This window comes from Nonomuraea sp. B5E05, from assembly GCF_039880665.1.
Lineage (GTDB): Bacteria > Actinomycetota > Actinomycetes > Streptosporangiales > Streptosporangiaceae > Nonomuraea.
The window spans coordinates 345248-360466 of sequence record NZ_JBDPMJ010000003.1 but is presented as its reverse complement, the minus strand read 5'-3'; the positions used below and the strand labels follow the sequence as shown (position 1 = coordinate 360466).

12 protein-coding genes are annotated in these 15219 nt (G+C 74.5%); 6 read left to right on the top strand and 6 right to left on the bottom strand.

What is annotated here, in order from left to right; translation table 11 throughout:
* Window positions 1–72: 72 nt before the first annotated feature.
* On the bottom strand, window positions 73–645 hold the full coding sequence (locus ABGB01_RS08050) for a TetR/AcrR family transcriptional regulator (protein ID WP_347771824.1): 573 nt from the start codon (window positions 643–645) through the stop codon (window positions 73–75).
* Window positions 646–814: 169 nt separating this feature from the next.
* Between ABGB01_RS08050 and ABGB01_RS08045 the strand changes: the two genes are divergently transcribed.
* From ABGB01_RS08045 to ABGB01_RS08035, 3 genes are all read left to right on the top strand, one after another.
* Window positions 815–1711 carry a diacylglycerol kinase family protein gene (locus ABGB01_RS08045; RefSeq protein ID WP_347771822.1) on the top strand — a complete coding sequence of 299 codons (897 nt, stop codon included), beginning with the start codon at window positions 815–817 and terminating at the stop codon, window positions 1709–1711.
* Between the two features lie 150 nt (window positions 1712–1861).
* A complete protein-coding gene (locus tag ABGB01_RS08040) occupies window positions 1862–3169 on the top strand; it encodes a family 43 glycosylhydrolase (protein WP_347771820.1) in 1308 nt (435 codons plus the stop codon).
* Between the two features lie 231 nt (window positions 3170–3400).
* Window positions 3401–4549, top strand: coding sequence for a serine hydrolase domain-containing protein (locus tag ABGB01_RS08035; protein ID WP_347771818.1), 1149 nt, complete (start codon window positions 3401–3403; stop codon window positions 4547–4549).
* Here ABGB01_RS08035 and ABGB01_RS08030 read toward each other — a convergent pair.
* The 3 genes from ABGB01_RS08030 to ABGB01_RS08020 all read right to left on the bottom strand — a co-directional run bounded on the left by ABGB01_RS08030 (window position 4503) and on the right by ABGB01_RS08020 (window position 9384).
* Window positions 4503–4769: a hypothetical protein gene (locus ABGB01_RS08030; RefSeq protein WP_347771816.1), complete on the bottom strand. Its 267-nt coding sequence runs from the start codon at window positions 4767–4769 to the stop codon at window positions 4503–4505. The two genes, ABGB01_RS08035 and ABGB01_RS08030, sit on opposite strands and share 47 nt — an antisense overlap.
* A gap of 487 nt (window positions 4770–5256) precedes the next feature.
* Window positions 5257–8541 carry a hypothetical protein gene (locus ABGB01_RS08025; RefSeq protein ID WP_347771814.1) on the bottom strand — a complete coding sequence of 1095 codons (3285 nt, stop codon included), beginning with the start codon at window positions 8539–8541 and terminating at the stop codon, window positions 5257–5259.
* An 18-nt stretch (window positions 8542–8559) separates the two neighbouring features.
* Window positions 8560–9384: a nucleotidyltransferase domain-containing protein gene (locus ABGB01_RS08020; protein ID WP_347771812.1), complete on the bottom strand. Its 825-nt coding sequence runs from the start codon at window positions 9382–9384 to the stop codon at window positions 8560–8562.
* A gap of 66 nt (window positions 9385–9450) precedes the next feature.
* Here ABGB01_RS08020 and ABGB01_RS08015 point away from each other — a divergent pair, with 66 nt between their 5' ends.
* From ABGB01_RS08015 to ABGB01_RS08005, 3 genes are read left to right on the top strand one after another with little or no spacing between them, the layout of a single operon-like run.
* Window positions 9451–10035, top strand: coding sequence for a helix-turn-helix domain-containing protein (locus ABGB01_RS08015; protein WP_347771810.1), 585 nt, complete (start codon window positions 9451–9453; stop codon window positions 10033–10035).
* A gap of 1 nt (window position 10036) precedes the next feature.
* Window positions 10037–10759: an SRPBCC domain-containing protein gene (locus ABGB01_RS08010; RefSeq protein WP_347771808.1), complete on the top strand. Its 723-nt coding sequence runs from the start codon at window positions 10037–10039 to the stop codon at window positions 10757–10759.
* A 31-nt stretch (window positions 10760–10790) separates the two neighbouring features.
* Window positions 10791–11273, top strand: coding sequence for a metallophosphoesterase family protein (locus ABGB01_RS08005; RefSeq protein WP_347771806.1), 483 nt, complete (start codon window positions 10791–10793; stop codon window positions 11271–11273).
* Here the strand turns inward: ABGB01_RS08005 and ABGB01_RS08000 are convergent.
* Window positions 11266–11898, bottom strand: coding sequence for an ABC transporter substrate-binding protein (locus ABGB01_RS08000; protein WP_347771804.1), 633 nt, complete (start codon window positions 11896–11898; stop codon window positions 11266–11268). The genes ABGB01_RS08005 and ABGB01_RS08000 overlap by 8 nt on opposite strands.
* A complete protein-coding gene (locus ABGB01_RS07995; protein WP_347771802.1) occupies window positions 11895–15212 on the bottom strand; it encodes a BTAD domain-containing putative transcriptional regulator in 3318 nt (1105 codons plus the stop codon). Before ABGB01_RS07995 ends, ABGB01_RS08000 begins: the two co-directional genes overlap by 4 nt.
* Window positions 15213–15219 lie beyond the last annotated feature (7 nt).

Sequence of the window (15219 nt, the reverse complement as noted above, 5' to 3'; positions counted from 1 at the left end):
CCAAGGATCTGCGAACGCCCTCCGGTGCGCGGTTCATCGGGAAGCCGTCGACCGGGACGATGAGCGCCGCGCTCAGGCGCCGAGCAGGACCGCCACAGACCGCCGCGCCCGCTCGACGGGCACCAGGCTGCGCCGGGCGCGGGCCAGGACGAGGGCCCCCTCGATCAGGGCGAGCAGGGAGCAGGCCAGGTCCTCGGCCTCCGAAGGAGGGCGTCCGTCGGCGATCAGGCGGTCGGCCAGCGCCCGCTCCCAGCCGTCGTAGGCGTCGGCGCAGACCTGCTGGAGCGCGTCGTGGGTGGCCGCCACCTCCAGGGCGACGGTGGCGATCGGGCATCCCTTCGCATAGCCGGCCGCCTCCATCCGGCCGGCCAGCGCGTCCAGCACGGCGTCGATGAGCGCACCGGTGCCGGCGGCCTCGTCCGCCAGGCTCCTGATGAGGGCGTCGACCTCCCGGCCGGACGCGGCGACGGCCTCGGCCGCCAGCTGCTCCTTGCCGCCGGGGAAGTGGTGGTAGAGCGAGCCCCTGGGCGCCCGGCCGGCGTCGATCACCTCGTTGAGGCCGGTGCCGTAGTAGCCCCGCTCCTCGACCAGCGTGCGCGCGGCGTCGATCAGCCGCGCCCGCGTCTGCTCCCCTTTGACAGCCATGCGGAGAGAATAGACCGATCTACATAATTTGTCATCCGCGGTCACGACGAGCTGCTGCGCCGCGGCGGACGCTACGCCGTTCCTGAGTCGGAGCACGCATGGCGCGCTGGGTTTCGCCGGGCCTGCCTGGGGAACCGGGGCGGACCAGGGCGACGGAGAGGCGGGCGAGATGGCGCGCAGGCTGGTGGCGATCGGCAATCCCGCGGCGGGCGGAGACGACGAGGAGACGCGGCAGGCGGTGCTGCGCACGTTGGAGAGCGAGGCCGACGTCGTGGCCCCCGTCGTGGCGGCGCCAGGGGACGCCGAGCGCGTCCTGGCCCAGCACCACGACCGCGACCCCGTGGTGCTGGGCGGCGACGGCACCCTGCACGCGGTGCTGGCGGCCCTCTTCGCCCGCGGCGAGCTCGCCGACCGGCCGGTGGGGCTGGTCCCGATGGGCACCGGCAACGACCTGGCGCGTTCCCTGGGCGTCCCGCTGGACCCGGAGAAGGCCGCGCTGCTGGTGCTGCGCGGCACCGAGCGGCCGCTCGACCTGCTGGTCGACGACGAGGGCCGGATCGTGATGAACGCCGTGCACGTCGGCGCGGGCGCGCTGGCCTCCCAGCAGGCGGCCCCGCTCAAGCCGGTGCTGCGCCGGGCCGCGTACGCCGCGGGCGCGCTGCTCGCGGGGATCCGCAGCCGGGGCTGGCGGCTGCGGGTGCGCGCCGACGGCGTCGTCGTCGCGTCCGGCCGCCGGCGCGTGCTCATGGTGGGCGTCGGCAACGGCGCCACGATCGGCGGCGGCACTCCGCTGGCGCCGGACGCGCGCCCGGACGACGGGCTGGCCGACGTCGTCGTCTCCTTCGCCGTCTCCCCCTGGGCACGGCTGGCGTACGGGCTGCGGATGCGGCGCGGCGAGCACCCCGAGCGCGGCGACGTCGTCACCGTGAAAGCGAGCACGGTCGTCATCGAGGGCGAGCCCGTGCCGGCCAACGCCGACGGGGAGCTGCTGCCGGCCGCGCCCGTCTGGTCCTGGACGGTACGCCCCGGAGCGTGGCGGCTCATCGCGCCGGACGGTGACGCCTGACCTGAGCAGTGGCCGGCCATTCACCCAGGGCCGGCACCCCGGACCGTGGCCCTTGACCCCTGTGAGAGCATCGGTCAGGAACGCGTGATGATCGCTCGCCGGCCGTCTCGACGCGGACGCCCGCCGGCGCGCGGTGGATGGGAGGCTCCCATGTCCTTGCCCGGCCGGCTCCTGCTGGTGTTACCCCTGATGGCGACGTTCGCGGCAGGCGGGGGTGAGGCCGGCGCGGCGACCGCCGCCGTCCCGCCGCCGGCGATCATCGAGGCCGACTTCCCCGACCCCGACGTCATCCAGGCCGGATCCACCTTCTACGCCTATTCCACCAGCAGCCGGGCCGGCCGCATCCAGGTGGCCAGCGCGCCGTCGCCGACCGGGCCGTGGACCGTGCGCGGTGACGCCCTGCCCGACAAGCCGTCCTGGGCGGGCGACGGCGGTTTCTGGGCGCCCGACGTGACCCGGCGCGCGGACGGGCAGTACCTGATGTACTTCACCGGCCCGAGCACCGCGGCCAAGCGCATGTGCATCGGCGCCGCGCTGTCACCCACCCCGCTCGGCCCGTTCCGGCCCCTCGGCGACGGCCCGCTCGTCTGCGACCCCGCCGAGGGCGGCGACATCGACCCGTCGAGCTTCGTCGACACCGACGGCACGCGTTATCTCCTGTACAAGAACGACGGCAACGCCGTGGGCAAGCCCGCCATCATCTGGCTGCAGCAGGTGGCGGCCGACGGCGTCACCTTCACCGGGCCCAGGAGGGAGCTCATCCGCAACGACCGCCCGGAGGAGGCCGGCGTCATCGAGGCGCCGGTGCTGGTCAAACGCCCGTCCCAGTACGTGCTGTTCTACTCGGGCGGCTCCTACACGGGCAACTCCTACTTCACGAGCTACGCCACGGCCCCCTCGCTCACCGGCCCCTACACCAAGGCGTACCGGCCGCTCATGACGACCGGCACCTTCGACGGCGCGGTGCAGGGCCCGGGCGGCACCGACGTGCTGGACGATCGTGTCTTCTTCCACGGCTGGGTCGGAAACGCGCGCTGGATGTACACCGCGGACCTGGGCTGGGCCGGCGACCTTCCCGTCGTGCGCGGCAGCCGGGTCCGCTACGAGGCCGAGCGCGGCACGGTCAACCACGCGGAGGTCCGCACCGGCGCGGCCGGCGCGTCGCAGGGCGCCGTGGTGGCGAAGCTGGACCACGCCGACAGCTGGGTCGACATCAGGGTGTTCGCGCCGGTGGGCGGCGACTACACCGCGAACGTGGCGTACGCCGCCGGATACGGCGACGCCCAGCACACCCTGACGGTGAACGGGTCGGCGCGGGCCACCGTGAACTATCCCGACCGCGGCTGGGACAACTGGACCCAGGTCAAGGCGACGGTCACCCTGGTCGCGGGGTGGAACACGCTGCGCCTGCAACATCTGACGCGGTGGGCCGAGCTCGATCACGTCGAACTCGCCTGACCGGAGCCGCCGCCGGCCGCGCGTTCCCGCGCTGCCCGTGCGCACGGCCCGCCGCCGCGGGCGGCCCCGCGCGACGCCGCCGCGATGCGGGGTCGCGCGCGTCAGCCCTGTGGTCGCAGCCGGGGTGCGACCACCGTGGCAGGCGAGGTTCGTCAGGAATGAGGACGAGGACGGCCGCGTGCCCTTCGAGGATGGAGATCGTTCACCGCCGTCCATCGAAGGAACCCCTTCATGTCCCTCCTGACCGGCCGCCGCGTGGCGGCCACCGTCCTCATCGCCGCGGGACTGCTGTCCCCTCTGCCGGCGAACGCGCAGGCGAAGGAGCATGCCGGCGTGCGCCAGGCCCTCGACGCGATGGTGGCCGCCGGCGCTCCCGGCGTCCTGGCGAGGATCGACGACGATCGCGGCACCTGGATCGCCACCAGCGGGGTCGCCGACCTGGAGACCCGCGCCCCGGTGCCGCGCGAGGCGCGGTTCCGGATCGCCAGCCTGACCAAGAGCATGGTGGCCGCGGTGGTCCTGCAGCTGGTGCGGGAGGGCAGGGTGAGCCTGGAGGAGAGGATCGCCACCCGGCTGCCCGGCCTGGTCGAGGGCGGCGACCGGATCACCGTACGGCAACTGCTCAACCACACGGGCGGCCTGGCCGACTACGCGCAAGCGCCCGAGTTCGCCGACCCCGCCCGCCTGACCAGGACCTACACCCCGCGGCAGCTCGTCGCCGAGGCCGAACGGCTGCCGCGACCGGAGCGGGGCCGCTTCTCCTACTCCAACACCGGCTACATCCTGCTCGGGCTGCTGGTGGAGAAGGTCACGGGCCACGACCTGGGCGCCGAGCTGAAGCGGCGGATCTTCCGCCCCGCGAGGATGACGCGCACGTACCTGCCGCTGACCCGGCCGGACATCCGCGGCCCGCACGCCACCGGCTACTACCTGCCCAAGGGTGCCGACCCCGACGTGCCGGGCTCGCTCAAGCCCATCACCCGGCTGAACCCGTCGTTCGCGTGGGCGGCGTACGGGGTGGTATCGGACGCCCGCGATGTGAACCGCTTCTACCAGGCACTGTTCGGTGGCCGGCTGGTCACGCGCGACCTTCTCTCCCAGATGCGTACCGGGGTCGGCACACCGCAGGCGCCGGTGTTCCCGCGGTACGGGCTCGGGCTCGAGTCGGCGGGGCTCACCTGCGGCGAGCTGTGGGGCGCGACCGGGGCCATCCCGGGCTACCAGACGTTCGCCTTCGCCGACGCGGCGGGCAGGCGCCGGATGACGCTCTCGGTCAACGTGCACCGCAGCGATCCGAAGGTCGTGCCGATGTTGCTTGCGGGCGTCGACGCGCTCAACCGCTACTTCTGCGGCGAGCCGTACAAGCCGCCGACGAAGTGACGCCGAGCCCGGCGATCGCGTAGGCGCCGGCCGCGATCACCACGTCCACCCAGCACAGCCCTCTCCCCCAGGCCATCGGCACGGCGGCCGCCAGCGCCGCGAACGGCGCCAGCACGGCTCCCCAGAGTGCGGCCGCCGCCGCGACCCGTCTGCGCTCCGGCGTGGGCGGGGCGACGCCCGCCCGGTTCTGATCGGCGATGCCTGTTGCGGTTGGAGCCATCCCAGATCCGCCTCCCGTCGAACGGCTGAAAGCGCTTCGGGAAGCCCACGCCTGCCCGATCGGAAACCGTCATACCGCCCATCGATCCGGATTTGGCATTGACCAGGGTGATTCTGGGCCGGACGTCGGCCCATGTTTGCCACCGGCCTGACCGGACGCTGAGCGGCGACCCAGGAGCGTACACATGCCAGAGCGTGCCGAAGCTCAGCCGCGCCGCCGGCCCCCGCGACGCCGCCGGCCCTCACCGGCTCGGTGTGCCCGGGGTCGCCGCCTCCCCGCGCCCGCCGAGCCCCGAGCGTTCCAGCCTCCTGGCGCTCACCTGCGGCCACGTCGGTTCGATCACTGTGTCCTCCTCAGTCGACGCGACCGACCGTAGAGGGCATCGCGGAAAGCTCCCTTCCGCAATGGGTTCGCGATGGCCGTGTGCCCCACGTGGCCGCCTCCGTCACTCAGCGGGCGTCACTCAGCGGGCGTCACTCAGCGGGCGTCACTCAGCGGCCGTTCTGACGCGGATCGCCTGGTGGGAGGCCTCGCGGAAGTCGCTCGCACGCACCTTCCTCAGCAGCTCCCGCCACGGCGCCGACCATCCCGACCGAGGGCCGCAGGACGCGGCCAGCGCCGTGGCCAGCAACGCGCCTGTCTCCCCCTCGCCGGCCAGCCATCGCGCGTGCGGCAGCACCCGTTCGACGGGGACGTGCTCGGCCGACGTGGCGAGGGCCTCACCCGTCTCGACGGCGGCCAGCACTCCCCCGGCCGTCCCCGCCAGCCGCGCCAGGACGTCACGGGGGTCGTCCCAGTCGACCGTCGCCGCCAGCAGCTCGGCCGCCAGGTCCGCGGGGAGGTCGGAGGTCACCTCCAGGACGACCGGGTCGCGGGTCGTGCGGTGCCACCGGCGCAGGTCCGACACGATGGCCGCGAGCCGCTGGGCGGCCGGGCGGTCGCGGTCGGCCCCCGCGTCGGGTTCGCCGGGCGCGGCGGCGAGGGTGCGCACCGCCCGCCGCAGGTCGTCCATCCCGAATCCGGAGCACGCCGCGCCCACCAGCCCGCGAGCGGCGACCCCCCAGTCCGCGGTCTCGCCGAGGTCGCAGGCGATCTCGGCCAGCCGTTCCACGGCTCCCGGCGCGTAGGCGGCCCAGCGGGGCAGCCTCTGGACGGCGGTCAGGCGGGTCTGCCGGTCGTCCGCGCGGGTGGCGGCGGCGACCAGCTCCGCGTACGCGGCCCGCCGGCGCTCCGGCACGGCCAGCGGACGCGCGCCCAGCACCGGGGCCGCCACGTCCCCGGCCAGCGCAACCGCCTCCTGGAGCAGCCCCCACGCGTCAGGCTCGGCGAGCAGGTCGCCGGCGGCCGACACGATGGCCGCCCGCACGTCCTTGTGCTGCCCCTCGGCGTCCCACAGGCTCCGCAACACCCGCATCGCGCCGGGCGCGCGGTTCCGGGCGAGCAGCCGGGCCGCTTCCTTGCGCGCGGTGACCTTGCCGCCGGCCAGCACGGGCTCCAGACGCGCCGCCAGCTCCTCGGGAGGCACGAACCGCGCCGCCCGGGCCGCGGCGTACACGGCCACGTGCGCGTCCTCCCCGCCCGCGTGCGCGAGCAGGCCTGCCAGCACCTCCTGCGGGCGCGCCGTCCACGGCAGAGCGGTCAGCGCCGCCCTCCGGAGCAGCGGCTCCCGCGGATTCAGGTAGCGGTCCAGCTGCGCGGCCTCCGTCCCGGGGATCGCGCCCATCTGCCGTACGGCGTGCGCGCGCTCGTGCGTGGGCAGCGAGGTGTTCCACGCGACCTGGTCGAGCAGCCGCAGGTACGCCGTACGCTGCTGGGCCGTCCACCGCAGCACGGCCGCGCGGGGGGCGTACCGCACCTGCCGCACGCCACTCGCGGCGAAGCGGCCCCTGGGATCCCGCGTGCCCAGCGCGGCCTCGAGCAGGTCCGTACGCCGCCACGCGAGGACGTGGAACACGCGGGCCAGCATCACCGTGGACGGATCCCTCTCCAGCAGCGCCTCCACCCGCTCGCCTCTGGTGCGCGGCGGCTCCAGCCAGTACTCGATCGCCCGGATCGCCTCCCGATCATCGGTGGCGGTGATCGCGCGTTCCAGCGCCCGCTGGAGCTCGGGCAGGTCGTGGCCGCGCCGGCCGAGGGCCGAGGCGAGCAGGAACGCCAGGTCGTGCCGGTCGTGGCGGGCCTCCGCCTCCAGATAGGGAGCCAGCCTGCGCACCAGCACCGTCTCCTGGCCGCGCCGGAGCACGCGCGACAGCCCGCCCAGCGAGGGCGTGCCCACGTGGCCGGTCAGCCGCTCGAAAGCCCGCAGGCCGCACTCCAGCAGCGCCACGTCGTCCCGCGTGGCCCCCTGTTCGAAGACCCGGGTGGCCAGGCGGGCCAGGGCGAGCCGCGTGGAGTATGACTGGTCGCGGGCGGCGAGCGCGTCCGAGAGGAGCCGGTCGAGGGCGGGCACGTGGGCGGCGCGGAAGAGCCGGTCGGGGATCTCGGCCAGCCCTGCCACGGCGGCCAGGCGCACCGGGTCCTGCTCGTTGCGCAACCGCCCCAGCGCGTCCGTCATCCGGGTGACGACCTCGGGGTCGCGGCTGCGTCCCGCGCAGGTGATCAGCTGGAGGTAGCCGTTGGCGCGGTCGACGCCGTCGGTCCGGCGGGTGGCGGCCCGCAGCGTCGGCTCGGCCTCGTCGTACGGCAGGAAGGCCGTGAACTCCAGGGTGCGGTAGGGGGCTTCGGCGACGGCCCGCAGGCCGAGCATGCGGCGGGCCTCCGCGACCCGGCGGCCCAGGGGTAGGACGTTCAGCAGATACTCGGAGTGAATCGTCTGGGAGAGGTCGACGCCCTCCGTCGCCGCGGTGAACACCGCGTCCCTGCGGCTGGGAGCCACCGACCGCAGCAGATTGATCAACGAGGGTTCGTCATCGCGTACGGCCCTGCCCATCTCGCCCAGCCGGTCGTCGCCGAGCGCGGCCAGCCGCTCCCGCACGGACCGCCGCCGCAACTGCGCGGCCAGCAGCCACCGCCGTCCCGGGGCCAGGTAGAGAGCCAGCGTACGACCGGGGTCGGCGTCCAGGAGCCGCCCCGCGCACTGCCAGTGCCGATCGGTCCAGTAGCGCTCCAGCAGCCCGAGCACCCGCTCGGGTGCGTGCCGGGCGGCGACCTCGACGCCCGGCCCGGTCATCAGCCACCACTCCTCGCGCAGGTGTCGCGGCAGCCCGGCCAGGGCCGACTCGGCGTGGTCGAGCACGGTGAGCGGGTGCCGCCTGGCCAGGGCGGACCAGTTCGGCACCGCGTGCGCGAGGCCGGGCAGCCGGGCGGCGACCACCTCCGGAGGGCACGCCACGAGCAGGCTCGCGGCCTCTCGGTCGCCCCACCGCTCCTGGACCTCACCGATCAGCCGCGCGGCCAGGTCACCCCGGCCGTGGCGCTTGACGGCCCGGTAGGCGGCCGCCCGATGGGCCGGGGGCGCGGTGCGGGCGATCTCCACGATCGTGTCGCCAGGAGCGCCGAGCCGGACCGCCTCGCCGATCGCGTACCGGCTGATGTCGTGATCGGGGTCGGTCATCGCGCGCGTGACGTACGCGACGTCGCGCGCCATCACGGCCAGCCGCACCCCGACGAGCCGTTCGTACGGGTCGCGCCGGGCCCGCAGTTCGTCCAGCACGACCCGCAGCTCGGGCCGTCCGTCCCGGGCGTGCGCGGCCAGGCGGCGGCACCGCTGCCCGTGGGACAACGGTTCCACCTCGGCGATCAGGGCGTTGGGTGTGAGAGCGTGAGACCGCATAACCGCCCCATTATGGCGCTACGGCGCGCCGCAGGCGGCCCGTACGTCCGTGACCAGCCGCGCCGCCGCGTCGATGGTGCGCTCGATCTCCTCCGGCGTGTGCCCCACCGACGCGAGCAACGCCTGGGCCCGCTCCCCGAACCCGCCGGGCGCGGACGGCAGCCGGTCCGCCGAGGCGATCATGGCCTTCTCGTTGACGAGCCAGGCGCCATCGTGGGCGTGCAGCGCGTGGCAGGCGACGCCGAGCGCGCGGAACAGGGCCGCCGCGGTGTACGCCGGGTCGCGGCCCGCTGCGCCGTACCGGGCGGTCGCCAGGGCGAAGTCGCACTCCCACAGCCCTCTGACCAGGGCATCACGCAGCGCCGGCGGGTAGGCGGCGGCGACCTCCTCGCGCAGGGCGGTGAGCTCGCCGCCCGCGTCGGCGAGGACCCGGCACAGGGCGACCTCGCCCGCGTACGCGTGGGAGTAGAAGCCCAGGGGGTGGCCGACCTGGAAGCCGATCTCGTAGCGGCCCGCGCGGCAGTCCCGCCAGACGCGGTGCACGCGGTCAAGGTCACGGTAGATCCAGTCGACCCGCCACCCGTCCATGGTGAGCCAGCCGCCGCCGTCCACCCACGGGCCCCAGCCGCCCGGCTCGGTCACCTCGGCGGGCGCGCCCGTCAGCTCCGTGGCGAGCGCCCGCAGGTCGTCCACGGCGAGCGGGCCGCGGTAGTAGAGGCCGAGGTCGATGTCGGAGTCGGGACGGTGGGTGCCGCGTGCGCGGCTGCCGCCGAGGACGACGGCCACGACCCCGGGCACCCCGGCCAGCCGGGCGGCGATCGGGTGGAGATCCGGTTGTTGCACGGGCCGATCCTAGCGGGCCGCCCCCGCCCGTTTGACACATTTTTTTGTCGGTGACATCGTTCACGCATGGACGAAGTGGCGGTGATCGAAGACCCCGCGGCGGCCGAGGCGTCCCTCGACCCCATGCGCTCGAAACTGCTGGCCGAGCTGGTCGAGCCCGGCTCTGCCACGTCGCTGGCCGCCAGGGTGGGCCTGGCCAGGCAGAAGGTCAACTACCATCTGCGGACGCTGGAGAAGCACGGCCTGGTGGAGCTCGTCGAGGAGCGGAGGAAGGGCAACGTCACCGAGCGCGTGATGCGGGCCACCGCCGCGTCGTTCGTCATCTCGCCGACCGCGCTGGCCTCCGTGCAGCCCGACCCCGGCCGGTCGCCGGACCGGCTCTCGGCGCGGTGGCTGCTGGCGCTGGCGGCGCGGCTCGTACGCGATGTGGGCGCTCTGGTCAACGGGGCGGCCAAGGCGCGGAAGCGGGTGGCGACGTTCGCCATCGACGGCCAGGTGCGTTTCGCGTCGGCAGCCGACCGGGCGGCGTTCGCGGAGGAGCTGACGCAGTGCGTGGCCTCGCTGGTCAGCAAATATCACGACGAGTCTGCTGAAGGCGGGCGTGATCACCGGCTGATCGTGGCCGTGCACCCTTCCGTGAAGGAGCAGTGACGTGGGGCACGCGTTCGAGCTCCCCCAGGAGGCCCTGGTCGAGGCGGCCCCGGAGGAGGTCTGGGAGGCCATCTCGACGGGGCCGGGCATCGATTCGTGGTTCATGGGCCGCAACGAGGTCGCCGGCGGGGTGGTCCGCACGGTCTTCGGCGACTTCGCGATGCCGGAGTCCACGGTGACGGCCGCCGAGCCCGGCAAGCGCTTCGCCCACAGCAGCGCCACGGGCGAGGACGGGCGCTTCGTCGCCTACGAGTTCCTCATCGAGGGGCGCGACCGGGGCAGCACGCTCGTCCGCCTGGTGACCAGCGGGTTCCTGCCCGGCGACGACTGGGAGGACGAGTTCGAGGCCATGTCCAGGGGCATGGAGATGTACTTCGCGACGCTGGTCGTACACCTCGGCCACTTCGCGGGACGGGTGGCGACGCCGGTCACGGAGTTCGGGCCGCCCGTCGGCGACTGGCCGCGCGCCTGGGAGCTCCTGTACGCCGCGCTCGGCGGCCCTCCGTCCCCCGGCGACCGCGTGCGGTTCGGCCCCGGGCCGGTCGAAGGAGTGGTGTACTTCCGCAACTCCCAGACCCTCGGCATCCGCGCCGATCACGCGATCTACCGCTTCCTCCAGGGCTTCCACGGCCCCATGATCGCCGCACACCTGCTCTTCGACGATGAGCGCGAGGGCGATCGCTGGCGGGCGTGGCTGGACGAGCTGTACGCGAACGGGACGTGACGGCCACCGCGACCGGGGCAGGAAGGCGGGCATGAGAGTCGTCGCGCTGTCCGACACGCACGCCCCCAGGCGCTGGCGCTCCTGCCCGCCCCGCGTCGCCGAGCACGTGCGCGGCGCGGACCTGATCCTGCACGCGGGCGACGTCTGCGTCCCCTCGGTGATCGAGGAACTGGCCGCCTACGCCCCCGTGCACGTGGTCAAGGGCAACAACGACGGCCCCGGCCTCGACGCGCCGGACACGCTGGAGCTCATCCTGGACGGGCTGCGGATCGGCATGATCCACGACAGCGGCCCGGCCAAGGGCCGCCTGGCCCGCATGCGGCGCCGCTTCCCGCGGGCGGACCTGATCGTGTTCGGCCACTCGCACATCCCGCTCGACGAGTCGGACGGCGGCCTGCGGATCTTCAACCCCGGCTCCCCCACCGACCGCCGCCGCCAGCCGCACGGCACGCTCGGCCTGCTCACCATCGAGCACGGGACGCTCACCCGGGCCGAGATCGTGCCCGTCACCTGACGACGACGTCGCGCGACTTGTCGAGGTCGGCCTTGAGCTCCTCCATGACCTTGGCGTACCCGAGGTAGCTGTAGCGTTCGGCCGCGTGCCACGGATAGAGCTGGCCGGCCTTGACCGCGGGCAGCTTGGCCCAGGTGGGCTTCCCGGCCATCTCGTCGATCTTCATCGACTGGGCACGGGCGTCCACCAGGATCACGTCGGCATCGTACTTGTCGGCGTTCTCCCAGCTCAGCACCTCCCAGAAGCCGCCCTCGCTCTCCGTGGGCCGGTCCGGCGAGACGATGTTCACGCCCAGCTCGCCCCAGTACTTGATGTCGGGGTGGTCCGGCAGGTAGGCGACATAGAGGTTGTCCGGGGTGCCCGTGACGATCATCACCTTCAGGTCCGGCCTGGCGGCGGCGAGCGTCCTGAGGGCGTCACCGGCCGCGTCGAAACGTCTCTTGGCATCGGCCACGGGCGCGGCGTCGAGGTCCGCGCCGAGCGCGGCGGCCAGCCGGCCGTACGTCTCGATGATCTCCACCAGGGGCTTGCCGCTGAGCTGCACGCCGACCGTGGGGGCGATCTGGTCGACCACCTTGACCAACTCCTCGGGGACGTACCAGAGGGTGTTCCCGCCGGCGTTCACCGCCGGTCGAGCAGCGCCGCGGTCTTCAGGCGCTCGGGGGCTCCGATGGCCGTGAACAGCTCGTGAGCACGGCGCCAGTGGCGCCGGGCCTGCTCCGGGGCGTGCGGTTCCCGGGCGTGGCCGAGCGTGAGCAGGGCGCGGGCGTGCTCCAGCCGCTGCCCCGACCGGTGGGCGAGCCTCAGCGCCTGCTCGCACGCGCGTACCGACTGTGCCGTGTCGCCGTCCGCCAGGTGCACGGCGGCGAGCAGCCCGTACAGCCGGGGCAGGTTCAGCGGGTTGGCGTCCTGCGCCAGCTTCAGCGCGCGTTCGGCCTCGTCGCGCGCGTCGGCGTGCCGGCCGCCGCGGTGGTGGGCCTCCGCCAGGCCCAGCAGCACCTGGTCCAGGTCCGTGCCCGTCCGCTCGGCCAGCCGCAGCGCGGCCTCGAGGCGGGCCAGCGCGGAGTCCATCCTGCCGAGCTCCAGCTCGGCCTCGGCCATGCCGCTCAGCGAGGCGATCTGGCAGCGCCTGTTCTCGACCTCCCTGGCGATGGCCAGGCTGTCGGCGAACGCGTCGACGGCCTGCTCGTGGCGGCCGGCGTCGCGGTGCACCCAGCCGTATGTCTCGTACGTGACCGCCACCGCGTACCGCAGTCCCGCGGAGCGGGCCACGGACAGGGCCTGGTCCAGACATGCGAGCGCCTCGCCGAACCGGGCCTGCTTCTGGCGGACGAGGGCGAGGTTGACGAGGGTGAGCGCCTGGAGCAGCCGGTCGCCCGTCGCCTCGGCCAGCGGAAGGTTGGCCACCAGGCATTCCTCGGCGCGGTCGAGCCGGGCGAGCATCAGGTAGGCGGAGGCGAGGTTGTTCTGCGCGCGTAATTCGCCGCGGTCGTTGCCGAGCGCACGGTGGATGGCCATGGCCCGGAGGTAGCGCGGAAGGGCTCGCCGCGGCTTTCCCAGCTGTTTGCTCGCCACGCCGCCGCCCTGCAGCGCCATGGCCTCGCCGTGCGCCCAGCCGACCCTGCGTGCCAGCGCCAGCGCGCGCTCGTACTCCCGCATCGCGCCTTCGAGGTCGGCCATGAGCCACCGGACGAGCCCGAGGGAGTTGCGCATCGCGGCCTGCCCGATGAGGTCCTCCTCCCGCTCGGCGGCGTCCAGCGCGATGCCCGCCAGGCGCAGCCACTCCGCGTGCGTGCGCCGGTGTTGCAGCAGGCCCGTCATGGCCTCGACCAGGAACCAGGCGTAGGGGCGCGGACCATGCTCGGCCGCATGGGACACGGCGGCGGCGAGGTTGTCCCATTCGGCGTCGAACCAGCCGACGGCCTCCGCCGCGCCGCCGAACTCGGTCGGCGTGACACCGGCCCCGGCCGGGGCGCCGGGCAGCCGAGGGACCTCGAAACCGGCCGCCGCGGCGGCCCGAACGACGCTGCGCAGGTAGTAGTCGAGGAGCCGGTGGGCCGCCGCGTGGCGCTCCTGCGGCGGATCTTCCGCGAGGCTGAGCCGCACCGCGTACTCGACCACCAGGTCGTGAGCGGCGAAGCGGCGCGGGCCCGTCTCCTTCAGCAGGTGGATGCGCACCGCCGCCCCCAGGAGGTCCTCCGCGTGCTGCCGGCCCGTGCCGGACAGGGCGGCGGCTGCGTCGGCGGAGATGGCGGCGCCCCGCGCCACGCCGAGGAGGCGGAACATCCGCCGCGCGGGAGCCGGCAGCGCCTGGTGCGACAGGTCGAGGGCCGCCTGCACGGCGACGCTCTCGTCGCCGTCCACGCGCAGGCGCGCCAGCCGTCCCCGGTCCGCCAGCTCGCGCACGTAGTGGCCGATCAACCGGTGCTCCTGGTCGCCGATCCAGGACATGGCGATGGAGAGCGCGAGCGGCAGCCGGCCGCAGAGCGCCACGAGCTCGGCCGCGGCCTCCTGCTCGCGGCGCAGGCGGTCCTCGCCGATGCCGTGCGCGATCAGCCTCAGCGCCTCCCGCTGGTCCAGCACGTCGAGCGTGAGGCGCTCGACCCCGTCCAGCGCGACCAGGCCGCCGAGGCGGTTCCTGCTGGTGATGACGGCACGGCAGCCGGGGTCGCCGGGCAGCAGCGCACGGACGTGCTCGGGTGCGGCGACGTCGTCCAGGACCACCAGGACGCGCCGACCCGCCAGGAGCGAGCGGTACAGGGCGATCTGGGCGTCGAGCTCGACGGGGATGTCCTTGGCGTCCTGGCCGAGCCCCTGCAACAGCAGGCGCAGCGCCTCCGGGAGCGTCATCGGCTCGCGCTGGTCGAAGCCGCGCATGTCGACGAACAGCTGCCCGTCGGGAAACGCGGCGGCCGCCCGGTGCGCCCAGTGGACGGCGAGCGCGGTCTTCCCGACGCCGGCCGGCCCCACGACCAGCGTCACCGGGCCGGCGTCCATGCGCCGCAGCTCCTCCGCGCGGCCGACGAAACCTCCGAGCAGGGGCGGCAGCTGGCGCGGCACCGGCGCCACGGGCGACTTTCCTGGCGGCCTTCCGGGCGGCCCACCAGGTGGCCCGGAAGGTGGCCCAGCGGACGGCCCCGCAGGTGGTCCGGCGGGCGGCTCTGTGGCGGGCTCGCCTGCCAGCAGGCGCTGGTGGAGGCGCTGCAGCTCGCCGCTGGGCTCCACGCCGAGCTCGCGGACGAGCCGGGCGCGGAAGTCGCGGTAGACCTCCAGCGCGTCGGGTAAGCGCCCGCCGCCGGCGAGCGCCCGCATGAGCAGGCCGTGCGGCCGCTCCCGCAGCGGCACCTCGGCCAGCAGCCGCGTCAGGCCGGCGACGGCCGCCTGTCCTCTGCCCATCTCCATGAGGGCCGCGGCGCGGCCCTCGGCCGCCTCGTGTTTGAGCTCCTCGAGCCGGTGCCGCTCGGCGTGGGCGACGGGGCCGGCCAGATCTTGGTACGGGTCGCCGCGCCACAGTGCCAGCGCCTCGTCGTGCCGGGCGACCGCCTCCGGGTGCCGGCCGTCCTCCGCCGCCCGGTGCCCCCGCGCCACCAGGGAGGCCAGCTCGGCGGTGTCCGTCGCGGCGGCGCGGACCAGGTATCCGGGGCTTCTGGTGACGATCACGTCCTGGCCGTGGTCGCCGAGCGCCCTGCGCAGCTCGGCGATCAGGGCGCGCACCCTGGCCGGGGCGGAGGGCGGGATCTCGTCGCCCCAGAGGCGGTCGGCCAGCCGTTCGACGGACACCACCTGACCCGCGTCGAGCAGCAGCGCCGCGAGCAGCGCACGCTGCCTGCCGGTCAGATGGACGGCCCGGCCGCCGACGGCGGCCTCAAGCGGGCCGAGGAGGAGGAAGCGGACCTCCGGCACACGGCGGACGCCGGCCGTGGCTCTCCCGAAGATCAATTGTCCT

Bases quoted from the DNA above. Each gene is read 5' to 3' on its own strand.
- ABGB01_RS08050 (WP_347771824.1), bottom strand. From the start codon at position 645: ATGGCTGTCAAAGGGGAGCAGACGCGGGCGCGGCTGATCGACGCCGCG.
- ABGB01_RS08045 (WP_347771822.1), top strand. From the start codon at position 815: ATGGCGCGCAGGCTGGTGGCGATCGGCAATCCCGCGGCGGGCGGAGAC.
- ABGB01_RS08040 (WP_347771820.1), top strand. From the start codon at position 1,862: ATGTCCTTGCCCGGCCGGCTCCTGCTGGTGTTACCCCTGATGGCGACG.
- ABGB01_RS08035 (WP_347771818.1), top strand. From the start codon at position 3,401: ATGTCCCTCCTGACCGGCCGCCGCGTGGCGGCCACCGTCCTCATCGCC.
- ABGB01_RS08030 (WP_347771816.1), bottom strand. From the start codon at position 4,769: ATGGCTCCAACCGCAACAGGCATCGCCGATCAGAACCGGGCGGGCGTC.
- ABGB01_RS08025 (WP_347771814.1), bottom strand. From the start codon at position 8,541: ATGCGGTCTCACGCTCTCACACCCAACGCCCTGATCGCCGAGGTGGAA.
- ABGB01_RS08015 (WP_347771810.1), top strand. From the start codon at position 9,451: ATGGACGAAGTGGCGGTGATCGAAGACCCCGCGGCGGCCGAGGCGTCC.
- ABGB01_RS08005 (WP_347771806.1), top strand. From the start codon at position 10,791: ATGAGAGTCGTCGCGCTGTCCGACACGCACGCCCCCAGGCGCTGGCGC.